This window comes from Bradyrhizobium sp. AUGA SZCCT0431 (assembly GCF_018131065.1).
Classification (GTDB): Bacteria; Pseudomonadota; Alphaproteobacteria; order Rhizobiales; family Xanthobacteraceae; genus Bradyrhizobium.
Genome location: NZ_JAFCLR010000008.1, coordinates 20,735 through 43,510, shown reverse-complemented (window position 1 = coordinate 43,510; position 22,776 = coordinate 20,735). Strand labels below are relative to the sequence as shown.

18 protein-coding genes are annotated in these 22,776 nt (G+C 62.8%); 7 read left to right on the top strand and 11 right to left on the bottom strand.

Features of this window, described 5'->3' with window-relative positions; all coding sequences use genetic code 11:
• Positions 1-114: 114 nt before the first annotated feature.
• Positions 115-1,362 carry a hypothetical protein gene (locus JQ567_RS09310; RefSeq protein WP_212438543.1) on the bottom strand — a complete coding sequence of 416 codons (1,248 nt, stop codon included), beginning with the start codon at positions 1,360-1,362 and terminating at the stop codon, positions 115-117.
• Positions 1,363-1,552: 190 nt separating this feature from the next.
• Here JQ567_RS09310 and JQ567_RS09305 point away from each other — a divergent pair, with 190 nt between their 5' ends.
• Both JQ567_RS09305 and JQ567_RS09300 read left to right on the top strand, forming a co-directional pair.
• Positions 1,553-2,794: an MFS transporter gene (locus tag JQ567_RS09305; protein ID WP_212438542.1), complete on the top strand. Its 1,242-nt coding sequence runs from the start codon at positions 1,553-1,555 to the stop codon at positions 2,792-2,794.
• A gap of 217 nt (positions 2,795-3,011) precedes the next feature.
• Positions 3,012-4,754 (top strand): amidohydrolase family protein, encoded by a 1,743-nt coding sequence (locus JQ567_RS09300; protein ID WP_212438541.1) that lies wholly within the window; start codon positions 3,012-3,014, stop codon positions 4,752-4,754.
• A gap of 88 nt (positions 4,755-4,842) precedes the next feature.
• Here JQ567_RS09300 and JQ567_RS09295 read toward each other — a convergent pair whose 3' ends face one another.
• Together JQ567_RS09295 and JQ567_RS09290 are read right to left on the bottom strand one after the other, a co-directional pair.
• The gene (locus JQ567_RS09295) at positions 4,843-5,034 is read right to left on the bottom strand and encodes a hypothetical protein (RefSeq protein WP_212438540.1); all 192 of its coding nucleotides are present in this window, start codon (positions 5,032-5,034) and stop codon (positions 4,843-4,845) included.
• A gap of 211 nt (positions 5,035-5,245) precedes the next feature.
• On the bottom strand, positions 5,246-6,538 hold the full coding sequence (locus JQ567_RS09290) for an enoyl-acyl carrier protein reductase FabMG (RefSeq protein ID WP_212438539.1): 1,293 nt from the start codon (positions 6,536-6,538) through the stop codon (positions 5,246-5,248).
• Positions 6,539-6,729: 191 nt separating this feature from the next.
• On the opposite strand from JQ567_RS09290, the gene JQ567_RS09285 reads away from it, so the two are divergent.
• Entirely contained in the window at positions 6,730-7,302 is a 573-nt protein-coding gene (locus tag JQ567_RS09285; protein ID WP_212438538.1) for an outer membrane protein, read from the top strand.
• Positions 7,303-7,330: 28 nt separating this feature from the next.
• On the opposite strand, the gene JQ567_RS38840 is transcribed toward JQ567_RS09285, so the two are convergent.
• From JQ567_RS38840 to JQ567_RS09260, 5 genes are all read right to left on the bottom strand, one after another.
• Positions 7,331-8,374: an N-acetylmuramoyl-L-alanine amidase gene (locus JQ567_RS38840; RefSeq protein ID WP_312017375.1), complete on the bottom strand. Its 1,044-nt coding sequence runs from the start codon at positions 8,372-8,374 to the stop codon at positions 7,331-7,333.
• 111 nt (positions 8,375-8,485) lie between these two features.
• A complete protein-coding gene (locus JQ567_RS09275) occupies positions 8,486-9,595 on the bottom strand; it encodes a hypothetical protein (protein WP_212438537.1) in 1,110 nt (369 codons plus the stop codon).
• 19 nt (positions 9,596-9,614) lie between these two features.
• Positions 9,615-10,274 carry a glutathione S-transferase family protein gene (locus JQ567_RS09270; protein WP_212438536.1) on the bottom strand — a complete coding sequence of 220 codons (660 nt, stop codon included), beginning with the start codon at positions 10,272-10,274 and terminating at the stop codon, positions 9,615-9,617.
• Between the two features lie 4 nt (positions 10,275-10,278).
• Positions 10,279-11,550 carry an MFS transporter gene (locus JQ567_RS09265; protein ID WP_212438535.1) on the bottom strand — a complete coding sequence of 424 codons (1,272 nt, stop codon included), beginning with the start codon at positions 11,548-11,550 and terminating at the stop codon, positions 10,279-10,281.
• Positions 11,551-11,686: 136 nt separating this feature from the next.
• Complete coding sequence (locus JQ567_RS09260; protein ID WP_212438534.1) at positions 11,687-11,824, bottom strand: hypothetical protein; 138 nt, start codon at positions 11,822-11,824, stop codon at positions 11,687-11,689.
• Positions 11,825-11,865: 41 nt separating this feature from the next.
• Between JQ567_RS09260 and JQ567_RS09255 the strand changes: the two genes are divergently transcribed.
• The 4 genes from JQ567_RS09255 (at position 11,866) to JQ567_RS09240 (ending at position 16,653) form a co-directional block, all read left to right on the top strand.
• A complete protein-coding gene (locus JQ567_RS09255; RefSeq protein ID WP_212438533.1) occupies positions 11,866-12,540 on the top strand; it encodes an ABC transporter ATP-binding protein in 675 nt (224 codons plus the stop codon).
• Entirely contained in the window at positions 12,537-14,999 is a 2,463-nt protein-coding gene (locus JQ567_RS09250) for an ABC transporter permease (RefSeq protein WP_212438532.1), read from the top strand. The genes JQ567_RS09255 and JQ567_RS09250 overlap by 4 nt, the downstream gene beginning before the upstream one ends.
• Positions 14,989-16,098: a lipocalin-like domain-containing protein gene (locus tag JQ567_RS09245; protein ID WP_212438531.1), complete on the top strand. Its 1,110-nt coding sequence runs from the start codon at positions 14,989-14,991 to the stop codon at positions 16,096-16,098. The genes JQ567_RS09250 and JQ567_RS09245 overlap by 11 nt, the downstream gene beginning before the upstream one ends.
• Before the next feature lie 162 nt (positions 16,099-16,260).
• Positions 16,261-16,653, top strand: coding sequence for an MAPEG family protein (locus JQ567_RS09240; protein ID WP_212438530.1), 393 nt, complete (start codon positions 16,261-16,263; stop codon positions 16,651-16,653).
• A 163-nt stretch (positions 16,654-16,816) separates the two neighbouring features.
• Here the strand turns inward: JQ567_RS09240 and JQ567_RS09235 are convergent, their stop codons facing one another.
• The 3 genes from JQ567_RS09235 to JQ567_RS09225 form a co-directional block, all read right to left on the bottom strand.
• On the bottom strand, positions 16,817-18,007 hold the full coding sequence (locus JQ567_RS09235; RefSeq protein WP_212438529.1) for an ABC transporter substrate-binding protein: 1,191 nt from the start codon (positions 18,005-18,007) through the stop codon (positions 16,817-16,819).
• 276 nt (positions 18,008-18,283) lie between these two features.
• Positions 18,284-21,439, bottom strand: coding sequence for an efflux RND transporter permease subunit (locus JQ567_RS09230; protein WP_212438528.1), 3,156 nt, complete (start codon positions 21,437-21,439; stop codon positions 18,284-18,286).
• Positions 21,436-22,647 carry an efflux RND transporter periplasmic adaptor subunit gene (locus JQ567_RS09225; protein ID WP_212438527.1) on the bottom strand — a complete coding sequence of 404 codons (1,212 nt, stop codon included), beginning with the start codon at positions 22,645-22,647 and terminating at the stop codon, positions 21,436-21,438. Before JQ567_RS09225 ends, JQ567_RS09230 begins: the two co-directional genes overlap by 4 nt.
• Positions 22,648-22,776: the final 129 nt, after the last annotated feature.

The following is a 22,776-nucleotide window of genomic DNA, read 5'->3' as shown; positions in this document are numbered from 1 at the left end:
CGAACGCCGGGACCCATACGCCGCGGCCGTTGTGATAAGGCAAGCTGGTAGAGGCACCTCAACAACAAGCATCGGTGGCTATGGGTCCCGGCCTTCGCCGGGACGACGCGAGGTCTAGCCAAACCCCTCACTCTCAATCTTCCGGATACTCCCGACATCGAGCAGATGCGCGCCGAAACCGCCGCGCGCCAGTTTGATCGCTGACGACGGCGAGGCCAGCAGAAATGCTGCGGTCATCGCCAGCGGCACGGCGCTGAACCAGTCCAGCCGCACCGGCGTAAGTTCTTCACGGCTGCCGGCATAGGGTCCGCTGGCGGTAAACACACGGCCGCATTCCCGGATAATATCGCCCCGCGTGCCGCCGCGCGATGCGCAACCGAGCAGCGCCTGCATCGCCAGATGCGTGAGCACGCCCTCGCGGCTTTCCGGCAACGGCTCCGGCGTCTCGCCTTGCGAGACACGCAGCAATAACCCAACGAGATCGATGCCGGCGCGATAGGCGTTGACCGGCTCGACCAGCCGCGGGTTGCAATCGATCAGGAGCGGCGCCGTGCCATCGTCGGGCATGATAAAATCGACCGACAGCGCGCCGTGCCAGCCGAGTTGCCCGCCGATGGTCTCGAGATAGGCGCGCACCATCGGCCGGCCCACGCTTTGCTTGATTGCCTCGCCGCCACCGACGCCGAGAGCGACTTGCCGATAGGCATGAAAGCCGACCAGCCGTCCCCGGCAAAACACCGACTGCGCCTTCTCGGTGGTGCCCGTGATGAGGTCCTGGGCCAGCACCTCATCGGCGAACGCATCGCCGGCGCCGAGATCACGCAGCGCTATTTCGAGATCATCCGTATTGCGCACGAACCAGATGCCGCGGCTTGCGGTGCCGATCGAGGTCTTGACCACGGCTGGAAATCCGATGGCGTCGCGCAGCTCGCGTGCAGATTTCACGATCCGCGTCGGCGGCTGCGGCAGCTTCAATCGATCGAGCAGCCGGCTGAACCCGGCCTTGCTGTGCGCGGCGCGATAACTCTCGAATGAAGGCAGCGCAACACCGGCACGGCCATCCAATCGCGCGCGCATCCGCGCAAACAAAAAACCCTGCTCATGCGTCGGCAGCAGCACATCGAAACGTTCTCGCGCCAGCAATTGCTCGACAAACGCCAGAAATCCGGCGGGGTCTGTGCGCATCCCCGGGCAGCGGTGAAATTTGCGGACGAAGCGTGAGAACCGCGCCAGGCAATGGGCGGAGGGATCGCAAACCTCGACATGATGGCCCGAGAGGCCCAGTATCGTGATGGCCTCGCGGGCTGAGGTACTGGAACCTTCTGGCACCAGCACCCGGAGCGGCTTCGCCGGATCGATCATGCCGGATCATTGCCGCGCGCGCCGACTTTGTCCCTGAACTTATTGACGCATTTGGCCCCTTCCGCACCCAGCGCCGGGGCAGCCATGCAGCCGTATTCATGGACAAATAACGGCTAACCACTATTTTCGGCGGGCATTTTAAAAGCCAGCCTTTGCCGGGCCGTAGATCGAGACGGGGTTTGACGCTGATATGGTCGATGTTCTGACCGCGCCGCAACACGTGAAAGCGGACAGTTCTCTGCGCACGCTGGCGGGAATTTCGGTGGCCCATTGGGTCAGCCATTTCCATATCTTCGTGTTGCCGATGCTGTTTCCTTATCTGAAGGCACAGCTCGGCGTCGGCTATATCGAGCTCGGCTTCGCCCTGACCGTGTTCGGATTGGTGTCCGGCCTGACCCAGGCGCCGATCGGCTATCTCGCCGACCATATCGGCGCGCGCAAGGTGCTGCTGATCGGCCTCACTGTCGGCGGCCTGGCGCTGATCATGCTCGGCATGCATCTGAGCTACAGGTCACTGATCGTCTGCGCTGCGCTGCTTGGTCTCGCCAACAGCGTCTATCATCCCTGCGATTACGCGATCCTCTCCACCCATATGGATGAAGCGCGGATGGGCCGCGCGTTTTCGATCCACACTTTTGCGGGCTTCCTCGGCGGCGCGGTGGCACCCGCGATCATGGCGGCACTCGTCGCTTGGGTCGGAGGTCTTGGCGCGCTGATCGTGGCCGGCGCGGTCGGACCTGTGGTGGCGCTGCTGTTGATCGCCGTCGGCATTCCCGATGCGAGTTCGGCCGACCGCAAAACCGATGGCGCGGCCGCACCCCGGCAAAGCGTCATTACGTCGGCGATCATCATGCTGACGTTCTTCTTCATGCTGCTTGGTCTCTCCAACGCCGGCATCAGCAATTTCGGCGTGGTCGCGCTGATGAGCGGCTATGGCGTGACATTCTCCGCCGCCAATATCGCGCTGACCGCGTTTCTCGGCGCCGGTGCGGCGGGCGTGCTGGCCGGCGGCTATCTTGCCGACCGTACCACGCGCCACGGACAGGTCGCCGCCGCCTGCTTTGGGATCAATGCCGTCATCATGCTCGTGATCGCGACGACCACCTTGCCGTCGGTGGTGCTGACCGCGGCGATGGGCATTGCCGGGTTCCTCGGCGGCGTGATCGCGCCCTCGCGCGACATGCTGGTACGCAATGCCGCCCCTCCGGGTGCGGCCGGCCGCGCTTTCGGCATCGTCTCCACCGGCTTCAACTTCAGCGGCATTCTGAGCCCGCTATTGTTCGGCTGGATCATGGACCAGCACCTGCCGCATTGGGTGTTCGGCGCCTCCGTCGCCTTCATGGTTTTGACGGTGCTGCTGGCGCTCATCACCGACCGCAAGCCGAAGACGCGAGCGGAGGGCCCGGTCACAAATTTAGAGCCTCGGTTCTGATTGAATCAGAACCCAGGCTCTAGCTTTTTGTATTGACGCGTTTTCTGGCGCAGATAAGTTTACGCAATCTGCGCAAACCAGATTGCTATGCGAACCGGTATCCACTTCGCTCGAAAACGCTCTGTTTGCATTCCTGAACCTCAATCCCGGCGGTTGACTGCATCAGGGGATATCAGATGATGCAGTCAACAAAATTTCAAACCCGGGATGAATCGCCATGACCAGTTCCCATGACCTCGTGATCCGTGGCGGCAACATTGCCGATGGCAAGGGCGGCGACCTCTATGAAGCCGATATCGCCATCTCGGGCGGCCGCATCACCGAGGTCGGCAAGGTTTGGGGGAAAGGCAAGGAAGAGATCGACGCCCGGGAAAAACTGGTCACACCCGGCTTCGTCGACGTCCACACCCATTATGACGGCCAGGTCACCTGGAGCCAGGAGATTACGCCGTCGTCGCAGAACGGCGTCACCACAGCGATCATGGGCAATTGCGGCGTCGGCTTCGCGCCGTGCCGGCCGAGCGACCATGTCCGCCTGATTCAGCTGATGGAAGGCGTCGAGGATATTCCGGAGCCGGTGTTGAGCGCAGGCATTCCCTGGGCCTGGGAAAGCTTTCCGGATTACATGGAGTGGCTGTCGAAACGAAACTTCGACATGGATGTCGGCGCGCAACTGCCGCACGCGGCCTTGCGCGTCTATGTGATGGGCGACCGCGGCGCGCGCCGCGATCCCTCCACGCCCGATGACAACAAGGCGATGGCGGCGCTTGCCGCCGATGCCGTGCGCGCGGGCGCACTCGGCTTCTCGACCTCGCGCACCCTCAATCACCGCACCTCGACCGGCGACTACACGCCGACCTTGAAGGCCGGCGAGGACGAGCTGACCGCGATTGCCGCGGCGATGCACGGCCAGGGCCGCAGCGTGCTACAGTTCGTGCTCGATCTCTCCACCATCAACGAAGATCTGCCGATGATGCTGCGGGTGGCCGAGAACACCAAGATCCCGGTGTCGTTTTCGATCACGCAAAACGACAAGGCGCCGCAGCGCTGGCGCCAGACGCTCGACACCATCGCGGAGGCTTCCGCGCGCGGCCTGTCGATCACCGCGCAGATCGCCGCCCGCCCGGTCGGGCTGATGCTGGGCCTCGAGTTGTCGCGCAACCCGTTCCAGACCCATCCGAGCTATCAGGCGATCGCGAAACTGCCGCTGAAGGAGCGGCTGGTACGTTTGCACCAGGCGGAAGTGCGCGCCGCGATCCTGAGCGAACACGCGACCGCGACCGATGACCCGCTGTTCTTCCGGCCGAACTACGACAAGATGTACCTGCTCGGCAATCCCCCTGATTACGAACAGCCGCCGGAAAATACGCTGGGCGCGCAGGCCCGCCGTCAGGGCAAGCAGGCAGAAGAGCTGGCCTACGACGCGATGCTCACCGACGACGGCCGCGGCATGCTCTACGTGCCGTTCCTCAATTATGCCGACGGCAATCTCGATGCGACGCGCGAGATGCTGCGCGACCCGAACGCGGTGCCGGGCCTTTCCGACGGCGGCGCGCATTGCGGCATCATCTGCGACGCCAGCTTCCCGACTTACCTCCTGACGCACTGGACCCGCGACCGCAGCCGCGGCGAAAAACTCTCGATCCCGTTCGTGGTCGCGGCGCAGTCGCGCAAGACCGCGCTCTCGGTCGGTCTCTATGATCGCGGCGTGATCGCACCGGGCTTCAAGGCCGACGTCAACGTCATCGACTATGACAAATTGCATCTGCATCCGCCGAAGGTGCATTACGATCTGCCGGTCGGCGGCCGCCGGCTGATGCAGCAGGTCGACGGCTATGATGCCACCATCGTCTCCGGTGTGGTGACGCAGCGTGGCGGCAAAGGCACCGGTGCCCGCCCCGGCAAACTGGTGCGCGGCGCGCAGGGATCGCAACCGAAGTTTGGCGCGGCGGCGAGCTGACGCAGGTTCGGCTTAGCCGCAATCGAGGCCGATCGCGTGACCGCGCTTCGATACCATCGTCGCAATGGCTCATGCCGGTCGTCGCAGATCAGGCGCCGCCAAACTTGGACGGATCATTGTAGCTCGGGGTCTGGTCCATGAGCACGGGTGGAAAGCGCGGGTCCACCGGCTGGACGGGACGGACAATGACATGTCGCGGCTTGGCGTGATGCACCTTTTTTGCGGCGCTGGCAGAAGCACTAAAGGCGATCAAAAGGCCTAAGGCCAAAATAAAACGCATCGCAAAGTTCCTTTAATCAGCCTCCCGCTTCCCATGTGTAGCCCTTACCGCACCGCCGCAATCTGCAACGGTTTCAAGATCTCTCAAATCGGGGTGATCAGAAGCGGCAATGCCTTTTTGCATAGTGGCAAGGCCACCGGCGCACGCCCGGGCAAACTGGTGCGCGGCGCGCGAGGCAGCCGAAATCTGATGTGGCCGTGGGTTAGGCGCGTCAGGCCTTGGTCGCAGCCTGGGTCACGAATTGATGGCCGACCCACCATACCGGTTGGCGGGGATTCAATGCCTCATGCAGCATGGCGTATCCGCAGGCCTTGAACACGATTTCGCTCAGCGCCGCCGTGAGAAGCTTGCGGCCGTCCTTGTGCATATCGATAATTGCTTTCGACGTGGCGTGCATCAATTCCATCTGCTCGGGGGCGTTGTGCTGCGGCCATTGTTCGAACTTGGTCCAGCGCTGAATAATGTCTGAACGGAAATAATTGTCGGTGAGCTCGATCAGTGCCTCAAGGCTGTGTTCGGGTTTCAGCAGGTCAGCACACTCGGTCAGCAGCTTCCTGGTGACCGGATGATCGGGCGCCTCTTTTTTGAAGGCAGCGAGCAGCGGATAGAGCGCCACTTCAACACCCAGAAATATCGAGCTTGAATTGGTCAGGATCTCCGGCGCATTGAAGACACTCGCTTTCACGCCATCCGCGGTCGCGCGCCGCGCGATATTCTCGAGTTCGATTTTCGCAAAACCCTGCAGGTAAGGTGAATAGCTCTGCCAATGATACTCGCCGGCAATAAGGATCTCGGTGCCATGATAACCGTAGGCCACGTAAGAAACCTGACCGCCGTTCTTGGCGACGCTGTCGCGCAGCCCGGCACTCAGTTCGATCAGATCCGAAAGACTATTCGCGCTCACATCCATAAAGCTCATTTCGCAGAGCCGGCCGAGGTCGCCTTCCCAAAATTCCTTGGAAGAGGTAGCGGTCCCTTTGAAGACCCGGTTCATGACGGGCATCATGATCTTCGCGCGCGGAACTCCACCGGCCATGGTGTGAGCGATCAGGACCTTGGCGCCATCGGGAATTTGCTTTTGCAACTCGACCAGATATTGCGTCACGCGCGCCCGAAAATTTTCGCGGCCGGCTTTGCGCGATTCTTCCACTTGCGCAAGATCAAGCGTGGCCTTGTCCCACTCGCTGAGCTTTAAACCCTTGAGCTGGTCGCATGGGCTGAGGCCCTTGCTCGATTTTGCCAGATCGAATCCGCATTCCAAGGGAACGTTGACCAGCGGCTGGTCTTTCTCCGCCAACTCCTCCGCCGTCAGGGGACGTAGCTGCTCATTTTCATCGCGGCGTCCGACCGTGCCATAGATGACGGTCATCCCGGCTTTTTTTGCTTCATCGATCAGGCCGTTGACGTACCCCCGGGCAAAGACCTCGCCGAAAATGACCAAAACGTCGTTTTTGCCGTAGCCTGAAACCGGGTTGACCTGACGAAGCGGCTCGAACTTTTGCACGCGGATATCCTTGGCTGGAGAGGTTCTTCGAATACTAACAAATTGACCGGTACCAAGTACATCGGTTCCATCCCGAACCCAAGTATGAACCCAAGTATGGACTCAAGTATGAACTCAAGTATCGATAGGCGCCGTGCTGGCATTCCCGATAGCTGGAGGGTATAATTTGGGGAAGTTTGGCGATGGTTCGGATGTCGATTTTTGCAGGCAGATTAGGTCTCGCGCTCGCCTTGGCGGCGCTCTGTCTGGGCGGGCGGACGGCCCACGCCCAGGCCGCACCCGTGCCCTATTGGAGCCCGGGCTGGCCCATCGGCTTTGGCGGGACCCTGCCCTCCGACCAGGACTCCCCGACGCGCTATAATTTCCAGAACGGCATGTTTATCAGCGGCACCAGCATTCCTGCGGGATTGAACTGGAACGGCATCAACCAGGCTGGAGCGTTCGGCAATTTCGGCTCGCTCCGTTACGAGGGTATGCAGGCCGGCTACAATTTCGGAAGCGCGGGCGGGTTACCCGTTTCGCTCTATGCCGGCTTCGAAACCTTGAAATACGATAGCGGCATCGGCGGCCCGTTTGCGCCGTTCGACAAGAAGTCCGGCACACTGCCGGGCTATCGCGCGAATGCCGGCATCGAATTCCAGCCGGCGCCGAATCTCAGCCTGTCACTCGGCTTCGGCTACACCCAGCAATCCCAGAGTATTGGCGTCGACAGCGAAATCAATTCGCTGCCCGGCGCTTCGATTATCCCGAGCGCTCCCCGCTGACGCGGGGCTTCGCCGACGGCCGCCGCCATCAGAGCGGACCGAGGATGCCCCATCGACGATCGCAATATTCCTTGATGGCCGCGGCAACACCGCTGCTGATGATATCCCGGCGTTCGGCTGAGTCCATCTGGAGCTCTTCGTCCCGGTTGATGATCGAGCCCGCCTCCAGCAGCACGGCAGCCATCCTGGTCTTTTTCAACACGACGAGCTTGTCATAGCTGTAGACGCCGGTTTCCTTGTTGAGCAGCGGATGCTGGTAGCGGCCCATGATGGGCTGCGAATATTGCTCGGCATATTTCAGGCCCTGGGCTTTCATTTCCTTCGCCAGCAATTCGGCGATCGAGAGGCTCGCCTTGTATTCCGGGTTGTTGCTGGAGACGAACACGGAATAGCCGCTGAAGCGGTCGCTGAAACGGCTTTTTCTGCCGCCGAACTCCCAGTCCTCGAGAAATTTTTTGGGCACGGAGTCATGGTGGATCGACAGGAACAGATTCGCGGGCAGATTGTTCGCCGCGGCGACGCGCTTGACCAGACTGGCCCTCGCCTTGCCTTCGGTCAGCAGCAACTTCGTCTCGGTAAAGCCTTCGGCCTTCAGTTTCTCCTCGATCCGCTGCGTCAACCGCAGATTGTAGACGAACTCGGAAACGTTGCGGGCGCTGATCGCGCCTTCCGACTGGGCGGTATGCCCCACATCCAGAACGATCCGGAACTTTGACGGTTCGCAGGTGGCTGCGACCGTCTTCGAAACCGACGGCTTGGCCACCACCTTCGGGGCAACAAGCTTCGCGGTGCGGCGCTTGGGCGCGGCGGCAGGCTTCGCCACCTTGGCCGGCTTTGACGAAGCGGCCGGCTTTGGCGCAGCGGCGCGCTTTGGCGATGGGCTCTGCTTTGGCGCTTGACGCTTTGGCGATTGAGCCTGCTTTGACGTGCCCTTGAAGACGTCCGACAGCCAGCCGGCATGGCTGACCTCGACCGGCAGAAGCAGCAAGGCGACCATCGCGGCGGCGATGGTGCGGCGGCGGGGCCAACCGCCAAAGCCTGACTGGTCGAAAGTTTTCCCTGACGACGGCAATCCCCACTCTCCCCCAGAGTGACTTCTATGCACGCTTCATGACCGCATCGGACAGCATCGGCCGGGAGTATGAACCATGAGTTACCGGTTGCAAGGTTCCACCGGCCGGCTTCAAGCCTTTTGCCCCGCCTTGATCTCCTTGAACCTGGCAAGCGCCTGTTCGAATTTGGCATTGAACAGCCACATCGCATCGAGGATTTCGCGCATGGTTGCAGATGTCCGCGCCCTGTCGGCCTGTCCAAAGGTGAAGACGCTGTTGTTGCGCAGGAACCCCATGATGACAGGATCGGAGATTCGGTAATTGAGTAAATTGCCCGATTTCAGCGCGGACTTGGTCGGCGCGGGAATAATCTGGATCAGCTCGAACAGCTTCATCTGATCGATCGGGTCCGGCAGCGTTTTCACGATCGCCGGCACCTGCGGGAAGACTTCCGCATGCGCGTTCATCAGGGCATCGCGCACCGAGGTCCAGTGGTTGAACCGGTGATCCATATTGCCGGCCCGCGCCTCCTCCTTGTCGTCGCGCTGGATCAGTGCAGGATCGAAGGCAGCGATCGACGGCTTGATCGCCGCCCACTTCCTGCGGCCGTTCAGATCTTCCGATGTGCCGGTTTGCAGGCTTCCCTTGTATTTGTTCGAGCGCGCATTGCCGATGGTTTGATTGCCATTGGTCTCGGCAAAGAACAGCCCGAGGCTGATCCGGCCTGCCGCCTCGGCATTGACGGCATCGAGGCCTTTGGCGCGCGCAATCGCCGTTCCCAGATCGACGACGTCCTTGAACGGGGTATCTGATTTTTGCGCGCTGGCGGGCGGCGCCTGCATCACATCGAAAAGCTTCAGGTACTCGTCGAGCAGCGGCTCGGTCGCGGCGCTGAGATAGGCCGGCGGGATTTCGTATTTGTTGGCCGCACCGATTTTGGACGGCAGCACATCGGTGAGATCCTTGTAGGCGCTCAGCATCTTGTTACGCGCCAGATAGAGCGCCTGTCCCGGCAGGTTCGGCAGCGGTTGCTTCGAATTAATTTGCGCGCGCCGCTGTCCCAGGATCGACTCGAAGTTCTTTACCGCATCATTGTACGCATTGAGCGCGTCCGATTGGTTCTTCGTGAGTGCCCCCTGCGCCATCGCGGTGCCTGTGAAACCGACGGCCATCGGCAGCGCGAACAACAGCGCGAGCGCAAGCGCCGCCACGGGCGCGCCGCTAAAAATTTTGATGCCCATGGCCGTCTCCCAACGCCCGCTACGCCGGCCGGTTCATCATCAACCGCAGATCCGATCCCACCGGCATCAGCTCATAGGGCGGCTTCCAGCCCGGCAGCGCCGCAAGGCGCCGGCGCCAGGCATCCAGCGCCGGATAATCCGCCGCGATGTCGAAGCCGGTCTCTTCCGGCGGATAATAGACATACCCGGCCAGCGAGAAATCCACGATGGTCGGCCGGTCGCCCAGCATGAAGGCGCGATCCCTAAGATGTTTGTCGGCGATTGCAAAACTCGACTCGGTCCGCGCGCGCAGGAACGCCAGGATCGCCGGATGCACCGGCTCCGGCATGAACGATCTCTGAAACCGGTGCATGGCATGGTTGTTGGTGAACTTGTGATTGTCGAACAGGATCCAGCGCAACGCCTCAAAGCGCTCGCTTGCGGTGGGCGCGAAATGGCCGGTGGTTTCCGCGAGCCAGACCAGGATCGCACCCGATTGCGACATGAACTGCCCGTCGACTTCGAGCACGGGCACCTCGCCCATCGCATTGGTGCCGGCGCGCCAGTTCGGATCGCGGGTCGCGCCGCCGGCAAAGTCGACCCCGACCGGCTCCCAATCGAGGCCGGCGCAGTTCATGTAAAGCGCCAGCTTGTAGGAATTTCCCGAGGCGCCGATGCAATGGAGCTTGTAGCGGGCCATTGGCTCACGCGAACTTCGGTTGTGCGGCCTGAGCCAGCAGCCGCGCCCGCTCGCTATTGGGCCACAGCAGCAACAGACCCAGCAGCCCCGACGACACCATAACGACCGCATTGATGGTGAAGCCGGTCAAATAGCCGTCGAGCGGCGTGGCCGCGTGCTTGATGACGCTTCCCATCACCAGGGGAGCGATAATGCCCGCCAGCGTGTAGATCGCGCCATAGATCGCGATCACGGCGCCGCGCTGCTGCACCGGCGTGAACTCGCCGAGCATCGGCGGACAGACGACATAGATCGAGCCGCTCAACCCGGTACCGACCACGAGCAGCGCAACCATCATTCCGCCCGGCGTGGAATAGGGCATCATCGCGAGAATCAGGCCGCCGATGATCAGCGGCACCGAGCCCAGCACGCCGCGCGCGCCGCGGGTGGTAAAGCCCCGCGTCAGCATCACCTGCGAGATCCAGCCGGTGAGCAGCACGATGACAGCGCCGAACACCCAGGGCAGCACCGAAACCCAGCCCGCATCTTTTTGCGTGAAGCCGAGCCCCTGCACGATGAAGGGCGTGAACCAGGTGAGGCCGAGCGACAGCGCCCAATACGCCCCGAAGGTCGCGGCACAGCAGCCGATGAAGGTGCGCGAGGTCAGGAGCTGGAAATAGGGAACGCGCGGATCGTTGGCGGCCGTGGTTACCGTATGCACCAGCGGGCCTTCCTTGCCCATGATCAGCCACGCCACCACCCACATCAGACCGACGACGCCGAGAGCGCCGAACGCATAGTGCCAGCTGTGATTGACGATGATCCAGTTCAGCGCGGGCACCGCGAGGATCACGCCGAAAGCCGAGCCCTGCGACAGGATCGCGGTCGGCAGGGTGCGCTTCTCGTCGGGAAACCATTTGTAGATCGCATGCACCGCTACTGCGAACGCCGGGCCCTCGCCGGCGCCGAGAATGATGCGACAGATCAGGAGCGTCGTGAAGCTGACGGTCCCGACCATCGGGAACTGCGCCACCGACCAGATCACCGCCATCGCCAGCAGCACCCAGCGGGTCTGGACGTTATTGACGATGAAACCGACGACGATCGCCGAGATCGAAAACAGCAGGAAGAACGAGGAGCCGAGCGTGCCGAACTGCTCCGCGTCGAGTTTCAACTCGGTCATGATCGGCACGCCGGCCAGGCCAACCACGATCTTGTCGGCAAAATTGACCAGCATGAACAGAAACAGCAGAAATGTGATTGTCCAGGCGCCCTTGGGCGTCACATGTTCAGTCATGGCTGCTACCCCAAGTTTATCGTTGCCGATTCAGTGACTTCGACATGCGATGCTAGCCATGGCCTCCCCGGCAAGGCAACTGCGCATTTTGACCGGAAAACGCGCCCTGCACCTCCGCGCGGCCGGATGCGCGCCGTTACAACCGGATCACGATCCCGTCGTCCCTGATATTGAGGCCGTGATCTGATATCGCGGTCCTGATATGTTGCAGGGCATCACGCCAGGGGAATTTCATGGTCAATTCGATCCATCGCCACGTCGACATTCTGGCCACGCCGGCTTTCCCCACGCGCCGGAAGTTCGCGTGATCAGCGCATGACCAACGGCGAATCAATCGTGCTCACCGTGAACGGCCTGACCAAGAGCTACCGCGCCGCCGGCGAGGAGGTCGCGGTGCTGCGCGGCGTCAACCTGTCCGTCGCGGCCGGAGAGAGCGTCGCGCTGACCGGTGAATCCGGCAGCGGCAAGAGCACGCTGTTGCACCTGATCGCCGGCCTCGATGCCGCCGATGGCGGCGCGATCAGGCTCGACAACGCGCTGGTCTCCGAGCTCACGGATGCCGGCCGCGCCGAATTGCGCCGCGATCGCCTCGGGCTGGTGTTCCAGCAATTCAATTTGATCCCGAGCCTCACCGTCGAAGACAATCTGGTGTTCCAGTCGCGCATCGCCGGACGCCACGATGATGCCTGGCATCACGAACTGGTGGAGCGTCTGGGCCTGAAGAATTTCCTCAAGCGCTATCCCGAGCAATTGTCCGGCGGTCAGCAGCAGCGCGTCGCGATCGGCCGCGCGCTGGCAACAAAGCCGCTCCTGCTGCTCGCGGACGAGCCGACCGGCAATCTCGATGAAGCGACCGCCGACGAAGTGCTGGCGCTGGCGCGCGACCTCGTGGCGCGCAGCGGCTGCGGCTTCCTGATGGTGACGCACAGCATGCGGCTCGCCGCCACGCTGGACCGCCAGGTCAATCTGCACGCCGGGGTAATCGCGTGAGGCGCGCGCTCTGGACGCTGGCCGTGCTGCTGAGCCATTGGCGGCGACATCCGATGCAGCTCGCGACCTTGCTGATCGGGCTGATTTCGGCGACCGCGCTATGGAGCGGCGTGCAGGCGCTCAATCAGCAGGCGCGCACTTCCTATGACCGCGCCGCCGCCACATTCGGCGGCACACGAACCGCGATGCTGGTCGGCCGCGACAGTCCAACCTTTCCGCAACAGCTCTTCGTCGACCTGCGCCGCGCCGGATGGCCGGTATCGCCGGCGCTCGAAGGCCGCATCCAGATCGGCGGACGCTCGTTCCGCCTGCTCGGCATCGAGCCCGTGACGTTGCCGCGCGAGGTCGGCAGTGCGCCCGGGGTCGAAACCGCCAATCTGCAGGCCTTCATGACGCCGCCCGGGCAAATGCTGGTGGCGCCGGAAACGCTGGCCGATCTCAAGCTCACCGAGGGCGCCACAGCCGTCACCAATGGCGGCGCGGCATTGCCGCCGCTGCGCGTGCAGACGCAGCTGGTCCCCGGCGTGCTGGTCGTCGACATCGGCATCGCGCAGACGCTTTTGAAAATGCCGGATCAATTGTCCCGCCTGCTGATCGGCAAGGCCAAGGGCAAACCTGCGCCGCTGGAAAATGTCGTCGGCGACAAATTGCGTCTGGTTGCACCGGATGCCGAAAGCGATCTCGAACGGCTCACCGACAGTTTCCATCTCAACCTCACCGCATTCGGACTGCTGTCGTTCTTCGTCGGCCTGTTCATCGTCAATTCCGCCATCGGCCTTGCCTTCGAGCAGCGCCTGCCCACCTTGCGCACGCTCCGCGCCTGCGGCGTGTCGGCGCGGATGTTGAACAGCGTGATGGTGATCGAACTGGTGTCACTGGCGCTCTTCGCAGGTCTGATCGGCCTCGTCTGCGGCTATCTGATCGCGGCGACATTGCTGCCCGACGTCGCCGCATCCCTGCGCGGGCTATACGGCGCGCAGATACCGGGACAGCTGACGCTGAAGGGCGAATGGTGGCTCGCGGGCATCGCCATCAGTATCCTGGGCGCGCTCGCGGCCGCGGCGACCAGCCTGACCAAGGCGCTTCGTTTGCCGCTGCTCGCCACCGCGCAGCCCTATGCGTGGCAACAGGCGCAGCGCCGCTGGCTGATGTTCCAGAGCGCAGTGGCACTCAGCGTATTTGCCGCTGCCGGCGCGTTTCTGGTGTTCGGCGATTCCCTGGTGTCGGGCTTTGCCGTGCTTGCGGCCTTATTGCTCGGCGCGGCGTTGATCCTGCCGATGCTGCTGGAAATCGTGCTCGCGTTCGGCCAGCGGCACGCGCGCGGCCCGCTCAGCACCTGGTTCTGGGCCGACAGCCGCCAGCAGCTCTCGGGATTGTCGCTGGCGCTGATGGCGCTGCTGCTCGCGCTCGCGGTGAATGTCGGCGTCGGCACCATGGTGGGCAGCTTCAACCGCACCTTCCTGGTCTGGCTCGACGGAAGGCTGGCGGCGGATGTCTATGTCAGCGCGTCCAGCAATGCCCAGGCCACCGAGATCAGGACATGGCTGCGCGAGCGCCCCGAGGTCGAGGCGATCCTGCCAGGCGGCCGCGCCGACACGCAATTGGCAGGCGCGCCGCTCGAAGTGCTGGGCCTGCCCGATCACACCACCTATCGCGACAGCTGGCCGCTGCTGGAGTCGGCACCGAACGCCTGGACCAGACTTCGGCCCGGCACCACCTGCCTCGTCAGCGAACAATTGGCGCGGCGCCTGAAATTGTCGATTGGCGATCGCATCGACATTCCGGCGTCGGGCGGCAACTGGACGCTCGAAATCGTCGGCATCTATGCCGACTACGGCAATCCGAAGAGCCAGATCGCGGTCAACTACGCCGCGCTGACGCGACGCTTTCCGGAGGTCCCGTTGACACGGATGGGCCTGCGCGTCGCGCCTGAAAAGATTCCTGCGCTGATCACAGCTTTGCAGGAAAAATTCGGACTCGACGATCGCAACGTCGCCGATCAGGCGACGATGAAGGCGGAATCGAAGCGCATCTTCAACCGCACGTTCTCGGTGACTGCGGCGCTCAACGCCTTCACGCTCGGCGTCGCCGGCATCGCGCTCCTCACCAGCCTGCTGACGCTGAGCAATTCGCGGTTGCCACAACTGGCCCCATTATGGGCGATTGGCATCACACGGCGCAGGCTGGCCGCGATCGAGCTCCTCAAGACGATGTCGGTTGCGTTGATCACCGCGCTGTTCGCGCTGCCACTGGGCCTCTTGGTGGCATGGTGCCTGCTCGCGATCGTGAACGTAAAGGCCTTTGGCTGGCGGCTGCCGTTCCACGTCTTCCCGGCGCAATTGCTGTGGCTGGTCGGCGTCGCGATGGCGGCGGCCTTTTGTGCGGCAGCGCTTCCGGTCATGCGACTGGCGCGGATGCAGCCGGCCAGCCTGATCAGGATCTTTGCCAATGAGCGGTAGCGGATTCTTGGCAGCGAGCGGTAGCGGCCTGATATCCCGCCGCGCCTTTGCGAGCGGCGTGCTTTTCGCCTCGCTCGGCGGCAGGGCGCTGGCGCAGGGCTTTGCCGGACTTGGTGAAAGCGCCAGCGGCTATGCCGCCGTCATTCCCGGCCGGACATTTTCTTTTCCAGCCGATCATGGCCCGCATCCCGAATTCCGCATCGAGTGGTGGTACGTGACCGCCAATCTTGCCGATGCCAATGGCACCGCCTATGGCGCGCAGTGGACGTTGTTTCGGCAGGCAACAAAGCCGGGCACGCAACAGGAAGGCTGGGCCAATCAGCAGCTCTGGATGGGCCATGCCGCGGTAACGCGCGCCGACACCCATCGCACCAGCGAAACCTTTGCCCGCGGCGGCGTCGGCCAGGCCGGTGCTGACGCCGATCCATTTCTCGCCTGGATCGATTCATGGGAAATGCGCGGGCTTGGCGCCGTCAACGCGACCAACATGGCGCCGCTCGAACTCAAGGCGTCAGGCGCCGATTTCAACTATGCGCTGCGCCTTGATGCCGACCGGCCGCTGGTGCTGCAGGGCGATGGCGGCTACAGCCGCAAATCGCTGCGCGAGCAGGCCTCCTATTACTACAGCCAGCCACACTTCTCGGCGAAAGGCAGCATCACAATCGACGACAAAACTGTCGATGTAACCGGACAGGCCTGGCTCGACCGCGAATGGAGCAGCCAGCCGCTGGCCTCCGACCAGAGCGGCTGGGACTGGCTGTCGCTGCATTTCAAGACCGGCGAAAAGCTGATGCTGTACCGGATGCGCCAGGCCGACGGCCAGCATTACGGCTCGGGCAAATGGGTCGCCCGCGACGGCAACACTGAGCCGCTCGCTTCAGCAGACATCAGCTTCACGCCGCAGGCTTACACGGAAATCGCCGGCCGCAAGATCCCGACCTCATGGCGCATCGCGATTCCCAAACTCGCTGTCACGATCGACTGCACGCCGCTCAATGCGAAGAGCTGGATGGGAACGAATTTTCCCTATTGGGAAGGGCCGATCAGCTTTGGCGGGAGTCACACGGGATTAGGCTATCTGGAAATGACGGGATACTAGGACGTCATTCCGGGGCGATGCGAAGCATCGAACTACGATGTGCTATTGCACATCTGAGAATCTCGAGATTCCCCGGTGCGCAATTGCGCACCTGCGGTCTGGTGCTAACGCACCATCCCGGAATGACGGCTAGTATCGTACTCAAAGAGGAACATCCCTCCAATGTATCACTTCACCGCTCTCGTCACCTGCCTTGCCATCCTGTTCTACTTCTTCACCTCGATTCAAGTCTCGAAGGCGCGCAGCGCGTTCGGCGTCAAGGTGCCGGCGACGTCGGGCCATCCGGATTTCGAGCGCGTCTTCCGCGTCCAGATGAACACACTGGAATGGATGCCGATCTTCCTGCCGTCGCTGTGGCTGTTCGCGGTCTATATCAGCGACCCCTTCGCCGCCGGGCTGGGACTGCTCTGGATCGCCGGCCGCATCCTCTACATGTTCGGCTATTCGCAGGCCGCCGCCAAGCGCGGCCGCGGCTTTGGCATCCAGGCGTTAGCTGCGATCGTGCTCTGGGTCGGCGCGTCGGGCGCGATCGTGTGGCGGATCATTCACGTGTGAGCATCACGCAACTCCCTCCCCACGTCGTCCCGGCGAACGCCGGGACCCATACGCCGTGCAGAAGCGCTAAGGCAGGCTGCCAAACGCCTTCTGCAAACAACAGCCGCCGGTGGTTATGGGTCCCGGCTCAAGGCCGGGACGACGGTGTTGAAAGATCGTGCCCTCACTTCACCAGCGGGCAGCCCGAATCCTTCGCCGATGGAAACGCCTTGTCGCCGGGGACCACGGCGAGCTGCTTGTAATAGTCCCACGGCTTCTTCGACTCCGACGGCTTCTTGACCTCGAACAGATAGAGGTCGTGCACCATGCGGCCGTTCTCGAGCACCTTGCCTTGCGCGAAGAGATCGTCGACCGGCAGCTCCTTCAGCTTCTTGGCGACGGCTTCGGTGTCCTTGGTGCCGGCCGCCTTGACCGCCTTGAGATATTGCAGCGTCGCGGAGTAAGTGCCGGCCTGGATCATGTTCGGCATCCGGCCGGTGCGCTTGAAGAAACGGTTGGCGAGGTCGCGGCTCCTGTCGTCACGATCCCAGTAATAGCCTTCGGTCAGCACCAGGCCTTGCGCCGCTTCCAGTCCGAGGCCGTGGACTTCGGCGAGCGTCAGCAACAGGCCGGCGAGCTTCTGGCCGCTCCTGACGATGCCGAATTCGGCGGCCTGCTTGATCGAGTTGGTGGTGTCGAGACCGGCATTGGCAAGCCCGATGATCTTCGCCTTCGAACTTTGTGCCTGCAGCAGGAACGACGAAAAATCCGACGAGTTCAGGGGGATGCGGACCGCGCCCAGCACCTTGCCGCCCTTTTCCTTGACGAGGTCGCCGGTGTCTTTTTCCAGCGCATGGCCGAAGGCGTAGTCGGCGGTCAGGAAGAACCAGCTGTCGCCGCCGGACTGCACCAGCGCCCCGCCGGTGCCGACCGCCAGCGCGTGGGTGTCATAGGCCCAGTGGAACCCGTAAGGCTGGCAGGCGTCGCCGGTTAGGCGCGAGGTCGCCGCACCGACGACGATGTCGATCTTCTTCATCTGCTTCGACAGATCATGAATCGCGAGCGCAACCGAGGAAGTCGTCAGGTCCGTGATCATGTCGACGTTCTCGACCTCATACCAGCGCCGCGCGATCGCGGTGCCGAGATCGGGCTTGTTCTGGTGGTCGGCGGAGACGATCTCGATCTTGTGGCCGAGCACCTCGCCACCGAAATCTTCGATCGCCATCTTGGCGGCCTCGAACGACCATTTACCGCCGTAATCGGCATAGACCCCGGACTGATCGTTCAGAATACCGATCTTGACGCCCTGCGCCGAGGCCGGTGCGGCGAGAAAAAGGCCGCTCAATGCTACGGCCGCCAACAAACCCGATTTCATATCTGTCTCCCGGCAGTTCTTGGTTTTGGAAATTTCAGGCCAGCAATACTCTATAACCCTGCGGCAGCCCATCTGTTCAAGTCGGCCAATAGTCTTGGCTTAGGCGGCCCCATCTCCACCCCCGTCATTCCCCGATGCGCAATTGCGCATCTGAGGGCATCGCGCAGCGATGAGCCCGGAATCCATTGGGCGGCAAGTTACGTAGATGAATGGATTCCGGGCTCGCGCTTTGCGCGCCCCGGAATGACGAGGCATTGACGAAAGACCCGCTACGCATCACGCCGCAACGGAATCCTTCGGCTTTTTCGGATCGGCCAGCCCACGAACGATCATGTAGAAGATCGGCGTGAAGATCAGGCCGAACAGCGTGACGCCGATCATGCCGAAGAACACCGCAACCCCGACCGCCTGGCGCATTTCCGATCCCGAGCCGGACGAGATCACCAGCGGCAGCACGCCGAGAATGAAGGCGAACGACGTCATCAGGATCGGCCGCAGCCGCAACCTGCAGGCTTCGATCACCGCCTCCAGCCGCGGCTTGCCTTCAAGCTCGATGTCGCGCGCGAACTCGACGATCAGGATCGCGTTTTTCGCCGCCAGCCCCACCAGCACCACGAAGCCGATCTGGGTCAGGATGTTGACGTCCTGTCCCATGATCCGCACACCGATGGTGGCGGCGAGCAGGCACATCGGCACGATCAGGATCACCGCGAACGGCAGGCTCCAGCTGCCGTATTGCGCCGCCAGCACCAGGAACACGAACAGCACGCAGATCGGGAACACGTAGAGGCCCGCATTGCCGCCGGTGACCTGCTGGTACGAAAGGTCGGTCCATTCGAAAGAGAACCCGCTCGGTAGAGTGTCCTCCGCGAGTTTCTTCATGGTGTTGATCGCGGTCGTCGAACTCGTGCCCGGCGTCCCTTCGCCCTGCAGCTCCGCCGCCGGATAGAGATTGTAGCGCGCCACCCGGTCGGGGCCGGATACGTCGCGGAAATCCACCACGCTGCCGAGCATCACCATGTCGCCCGCGGCGTTGCGGGTGCGCAGCCGCGCCAGATCCGACGCTTCCTTGCGGAACGGCAGGTCGGCCTGGGCCGTGACGTGATAGGTGCGGCCGAACAGGTTGAAGTCGTTGACGTAGGTCGAGCCGAAATAGGTCTGGATCGTTTCGTTGACGCCGGAGATCGGCACGCCGAGCTTCTGCGCCTTGACCCGATCGATGTCGACGAAGAGCTGCGGCGTATTGGCCGTGAAGGGCGAAAACACCTGCGTCAACTCGGGCGACTTGCGCGCCGCGGCGACAAGCTCGTCGTTGGCGGCAGCCAGGAGTTCAGGGCCACGGCCCTGGCGATCCTGGACCCGCATGGTGAAACCTCCACCTGTTCCGATGCCCGGCACAGGCGGCGGCGGAATGACGATGATGAAGGCCCCCTGTATCGCGGCCAGGCGCTGACGCAGATCCGCGGTGATCGCCTGCGCGGTCAGGCCTTTCTTCAGACGCACTTCCGGTTCTTCGAACACCGGGAAGAGGGCCGCGGCATTGCCCGACTGCGTTCGGGTCGCGCCCGAGAAGCCGGCGAATGCCGCGACGCGAATGATGCCCGGGGTATCCAGTGCCGTTTTCTCGATCTGGCGGACGATATCGGTGGTGCGCGCCAGCGATGCGGCTCCCGGTAACTGCGCCGATATGATGACGTAGCCGCGGTCCTGGGCGGGAATGAAGCCTTGCGGCGTGATGGCAAGCAGCCATCCGGCGCTGCCGATCAAGCCCAAATACAAGAGCAGCATAACCGTCGAATGCCGGATGACGAAGTTGGCCGCATTGGCATAACCGTGGGACAGCCGGTCGAAAGTCCGGTTGAAGACGCCCGCAAATGCGTCCCAGCCGCGAGCGATGAAATTCCAGCTCGCCGGCGGCTTCTTTTCCGCGTGCGGCACCAGGATCAGCGAGGCCAGCGCCGGCGACAATGTCAGCGAGCAGAAGCAGGAGATCGCGGTGGCCACCGCGATCGTAACGGCGAATTGCTGGAAAAACTGTCCGGAAATGCCGCCGAGGAACGCGGTCGGCACGAACACCGCGCACAGCACCAGCGCGATCGACACCAGGGCTGCGCCCACCTCCTCCATGGTCTTGAGCGCCGCGTCGCGCCGGCTCATGCCGTGCTCGAGATGCCGTTCGACATTTTCCACCACCACGATCGCATCGTCGACCACGATGCCGACCGCGAGCACGAGCCCGAACAGCGTGAGATTGTTGATCGAGAATCCGAGCGCCGCCATCACGGCGAAGGTGCCGACCAGCGACACCGGAATCGCGATGATGGGAATGATCGCCGGACGCCAGCCCTGCAGGAACACCAACACCACGATGACGACGAGAATCATCGCCTCGTAGATCGTCTTGATCAGTTCGTGAACGGACTGCGCGATGAATTCAGTGGGGTTGTAGCCGATATTGTAGTCGAGGCCCTTTGGAAAACGCGCCTTCAGCTTCTCCATGGTATCGGAGATTCTTTTCGCAGTCGCCAGCGCGTTCGAACCAGGCCGCTGCGTTACCAGCAGCGCGACCGCCGATTTCCGCAGCAGGAAACTGTTGGTCGAATAGGACAACGCACCGAGCTCAACCCGCGCCACGTCGCGCAGCCGCACCGTGCGGCCGTCGGCGCCGGCCCTGACCACGATGTCCTCGAACTGTTTCTGATCTTTCAGCCGTCCGGTGAAGGTGAGATTGGGCTGGAATGCGCGGTCGGCGATCGGCGGCTCGCCGATCTGCCCACCCGTGATCTGCAGGTTTTGCGCGCGGATCGCAGCTATCACCTCGGCCGAGGTCAGGCCGAGCGTCGCGATGCGGTCCGGGTCCAGCCATAGCCGCATCGAGTAGTCGCGGGCGCCGAACATCTGGATGTCGCCGATGCCATCGAGGCGAAGCAGCTCGTCGCGCACCTGCAGCAGCGCATAGTTGGAGATGTAGAGCTGGTCAAAACTGTCGTCCGGCGACAGCATGAACACGACCATCAGGATGTCGGGGCTGTTCTTGCGGGTGACGACGCCATTGCGCTGCACCTCTTCCGGCAATCGCGGCTGCGCGATGGCGACGCGGTTCTGCACCAGCACCTGCGCCTTGTCGAGATCAGTTCCGAGCTTGAAGGTGACCGTGATGGTGAGATTGCCGTTCGAGGTCGCCTGGCTATAAAGATACAGCATATCCTCGACGCCGTTGATCTCCTGCTCGATCGGAGCTGCAACAGTGTCGGAGACGGTTTGCGCGGTAGCGCCGGGATACTGCGTGGTGACGACGACGGTCGGCGGCACCACTTGCGGATATTCCGATACCGGCAGCGTGGTGTAGGCGATCGCGCCGACGATCAGCAGCACGATCGACAGCACCATCGCCAGGATGGGCTGGTTGATGGAGAGCCGGCCGAGATTCATGACTTGCCACCGGCCGGCGCGGTCTGCGGCGTCACCTTCGCACCGACCCGGGCGCGCTGGATGCCATCGACGATGACGCGATCTTCCGCCTTCAACCCCTCGCGAACCACGCGCAAGCCTTCGTCAAGCGGTCCGAGCTTCACAGCCCTTGCTTCGACGGTGTTGTCATCCTTGACGACAAAGACGATCTTGCGCGACTGGTCGGTGGCGATGGCCGTGTCCGGCAGCAGCAATGCCTCATAGGGCGAAGAGCCGATCAGCCGCACGCGGCCGAATTGCCCCGGCAGAATCGAGAAGTCCTTGTTGGGAATGATGGCGCGGCTGCGCAGCGTGCCGGTCGAGACATCGAGACGGTTGTCGAGAAAATCCATCTTGCCTTCTTTCGACGGCTTGTCCTCGCCGGTCAGAGCGACCTCCACCGGGTTCGGCGTGTCGCGCGAACTCGGCCGCTTTCCCTCGAACCATAGCCTGTTGTTCTTGAGATAGGTCGTCTCGTCGACGTCGAAATAGATGTAGATCGGATCGAGCGTGACGATCGAGGTGAGCAGCGTGGCACTGCCCTCGCTGCCCTGCACGAGATTGCCGGGGCTGACGAGATGGCGGCCGACACGGCCGGTCATCGGGGCCAGGACGTGGGTGAATTCGATATTGAGTTTCGCCGCCTTCAGCGCGCCATCGGCCTGCATCTCCGCGGCATGCGCGGCCTGCAAGGCCTGGCGGCGCTGGTCGACGGTTTGTTCGGAGACGGCACTGGTCTGAACCAGATTCAGCGCGCGATCGAGTTCGCGCTTGGCAAGCTCCACTTTGGCGCGCGAATCCGCGAGCTGGCCCTCGGCCTGCGCGGCGACGGCTTCGAACGGGCGGGAATCGATCGTGTAAAGCAGATCGCCGGCGCGCACGATGGCGCCATCGCGGAATTCGACGGTGTTGACGAAGCCGCCGACCCGGGCGCGCACCTGCACCTCTTCCAGCGCCTCGAACCGCCCGGTGAATTCGTCCCAATCCGTGACGGTGCGCTTCACCGGCTGCGCGACCGTAACCGGCGGCGCCGCGGCCGCGGCCGGCTGCGGGGGCTTGTCCCCACATCCGGACAGCGCCAGCGCGGACACCAGGATCAGCGGCGAGAGGCAGCGAAGCGAAGGTTGAAAGACCTGACGGCCTTCCGGTTGAACCGGACGATTCCGTTTTTCAGTCGCGCTCAATTCCATCTGCTCCATCTCCCCTGCACTTCCCGACATCTCGATCGATGGAGGCGGCTGCCGCTCCCCGGCGGAGGTCACAGATGTGACTGGTTCCCAGTCTGTTCAAGAAGGCGGTGGGATCAAGCACAATCGTTA

Coding starts and splice junctions, on each gene's coding strand:
- JQ567_RS09310 (WP_212438543.1), bottom strand. CDS start 1,362: ATGATCGATCCGGCGAAGCCGCTCCGGGTGCTGGTGCCAGAAGGTTCC.
- JQ567_RS09305 (WP_212438542.1), top strand. CDS start 1,553: ATGGTCGATGTTCTGACCGCGCCGCAACACGTGAAAGCGGACAGTTCT.
- JQ567_RS09300 (WP_212438541.1), top strand. CDS start 3,012: ATGACCAGTTCCCATGACCTCGTGATCCGTGGCGGCAACATTGCCGAT.
- JQ567_RS09295 (WP_212438540.1), bottom strand. CDS start 5,034: ATGCGTTTTATTTTGGCCTTAGGCCTTTTGATCGCCTTTAGTGCTTCT.
- JQ567_RS09285 (WP_212438538.1), top strand. CDS start 6,730: ATGTCGATTTTTGCAGGCAGATTAGGTCTCGCGCTCGCCTTGGCGGCG.
- JQ567_RS09275 (WP_212438537.1), bottom strand. CDS start 9,595: ATGGGCATCAAAATTTTTAGCGGCGCGCCCGTGGCGGCGCTTGCGCTC.
- JQ567_RS09270 (WP_212438536.1), bottom strand. CDS start 10,274: ATGGCCCGCTACAAGCTCCATTGCATCGGCGCCTCGGGAAATTCCTAC.
- JQ567_RS09265 (WP_212438535.1), bottom strand. CDS start 11,550: ATGACTGAACATGTGACGCCCAAGGGCGCCTGGACAATCACATTTCTG.
- JQ567_RS09255 (WP_212438533.1), top strand. CDS start 11,866: ATGACCAACGGCGAATCAATCGTGCTCACCGTGAACGGCCTGACCAAG.
- JQ567_RS09245 (WP_212438531.1), top strand. CDS start 14,989: ATGAGCGGTAGCGGATTCTTGGCAGCGAGCGGTAGCGGCCTGATATCC.
- JQ567_RS09240 (WP_212438530.1), top strand. CDS start 16,261: ATGTATCACTTCACCGCTCTCGTCACCTGCCTTGCCATCCTGTTCTAC.
- JQ567_RS09235 (WP_212438529.1), bottom strand. CDS start 18,007: ATGAAATCGGGTTTGTTGGCGGCCGTAGCATTGAGCGGCCTTTTTCTC.
- JQ567_RS09230 (WP_212438528.1), bottom strand. CDS start 21,439: ATGAATCTCGGCCGGCTCTCCATCAACCAGCCCATCCTGGCGATGGTG.
- JQ567_RS09225 (WP_212438527.1), bottom strand. CDS start 22,647: ATGGAATTGAGCGCGACTGAAAAACGGAATCGTCCGGTTCAACCGGAA.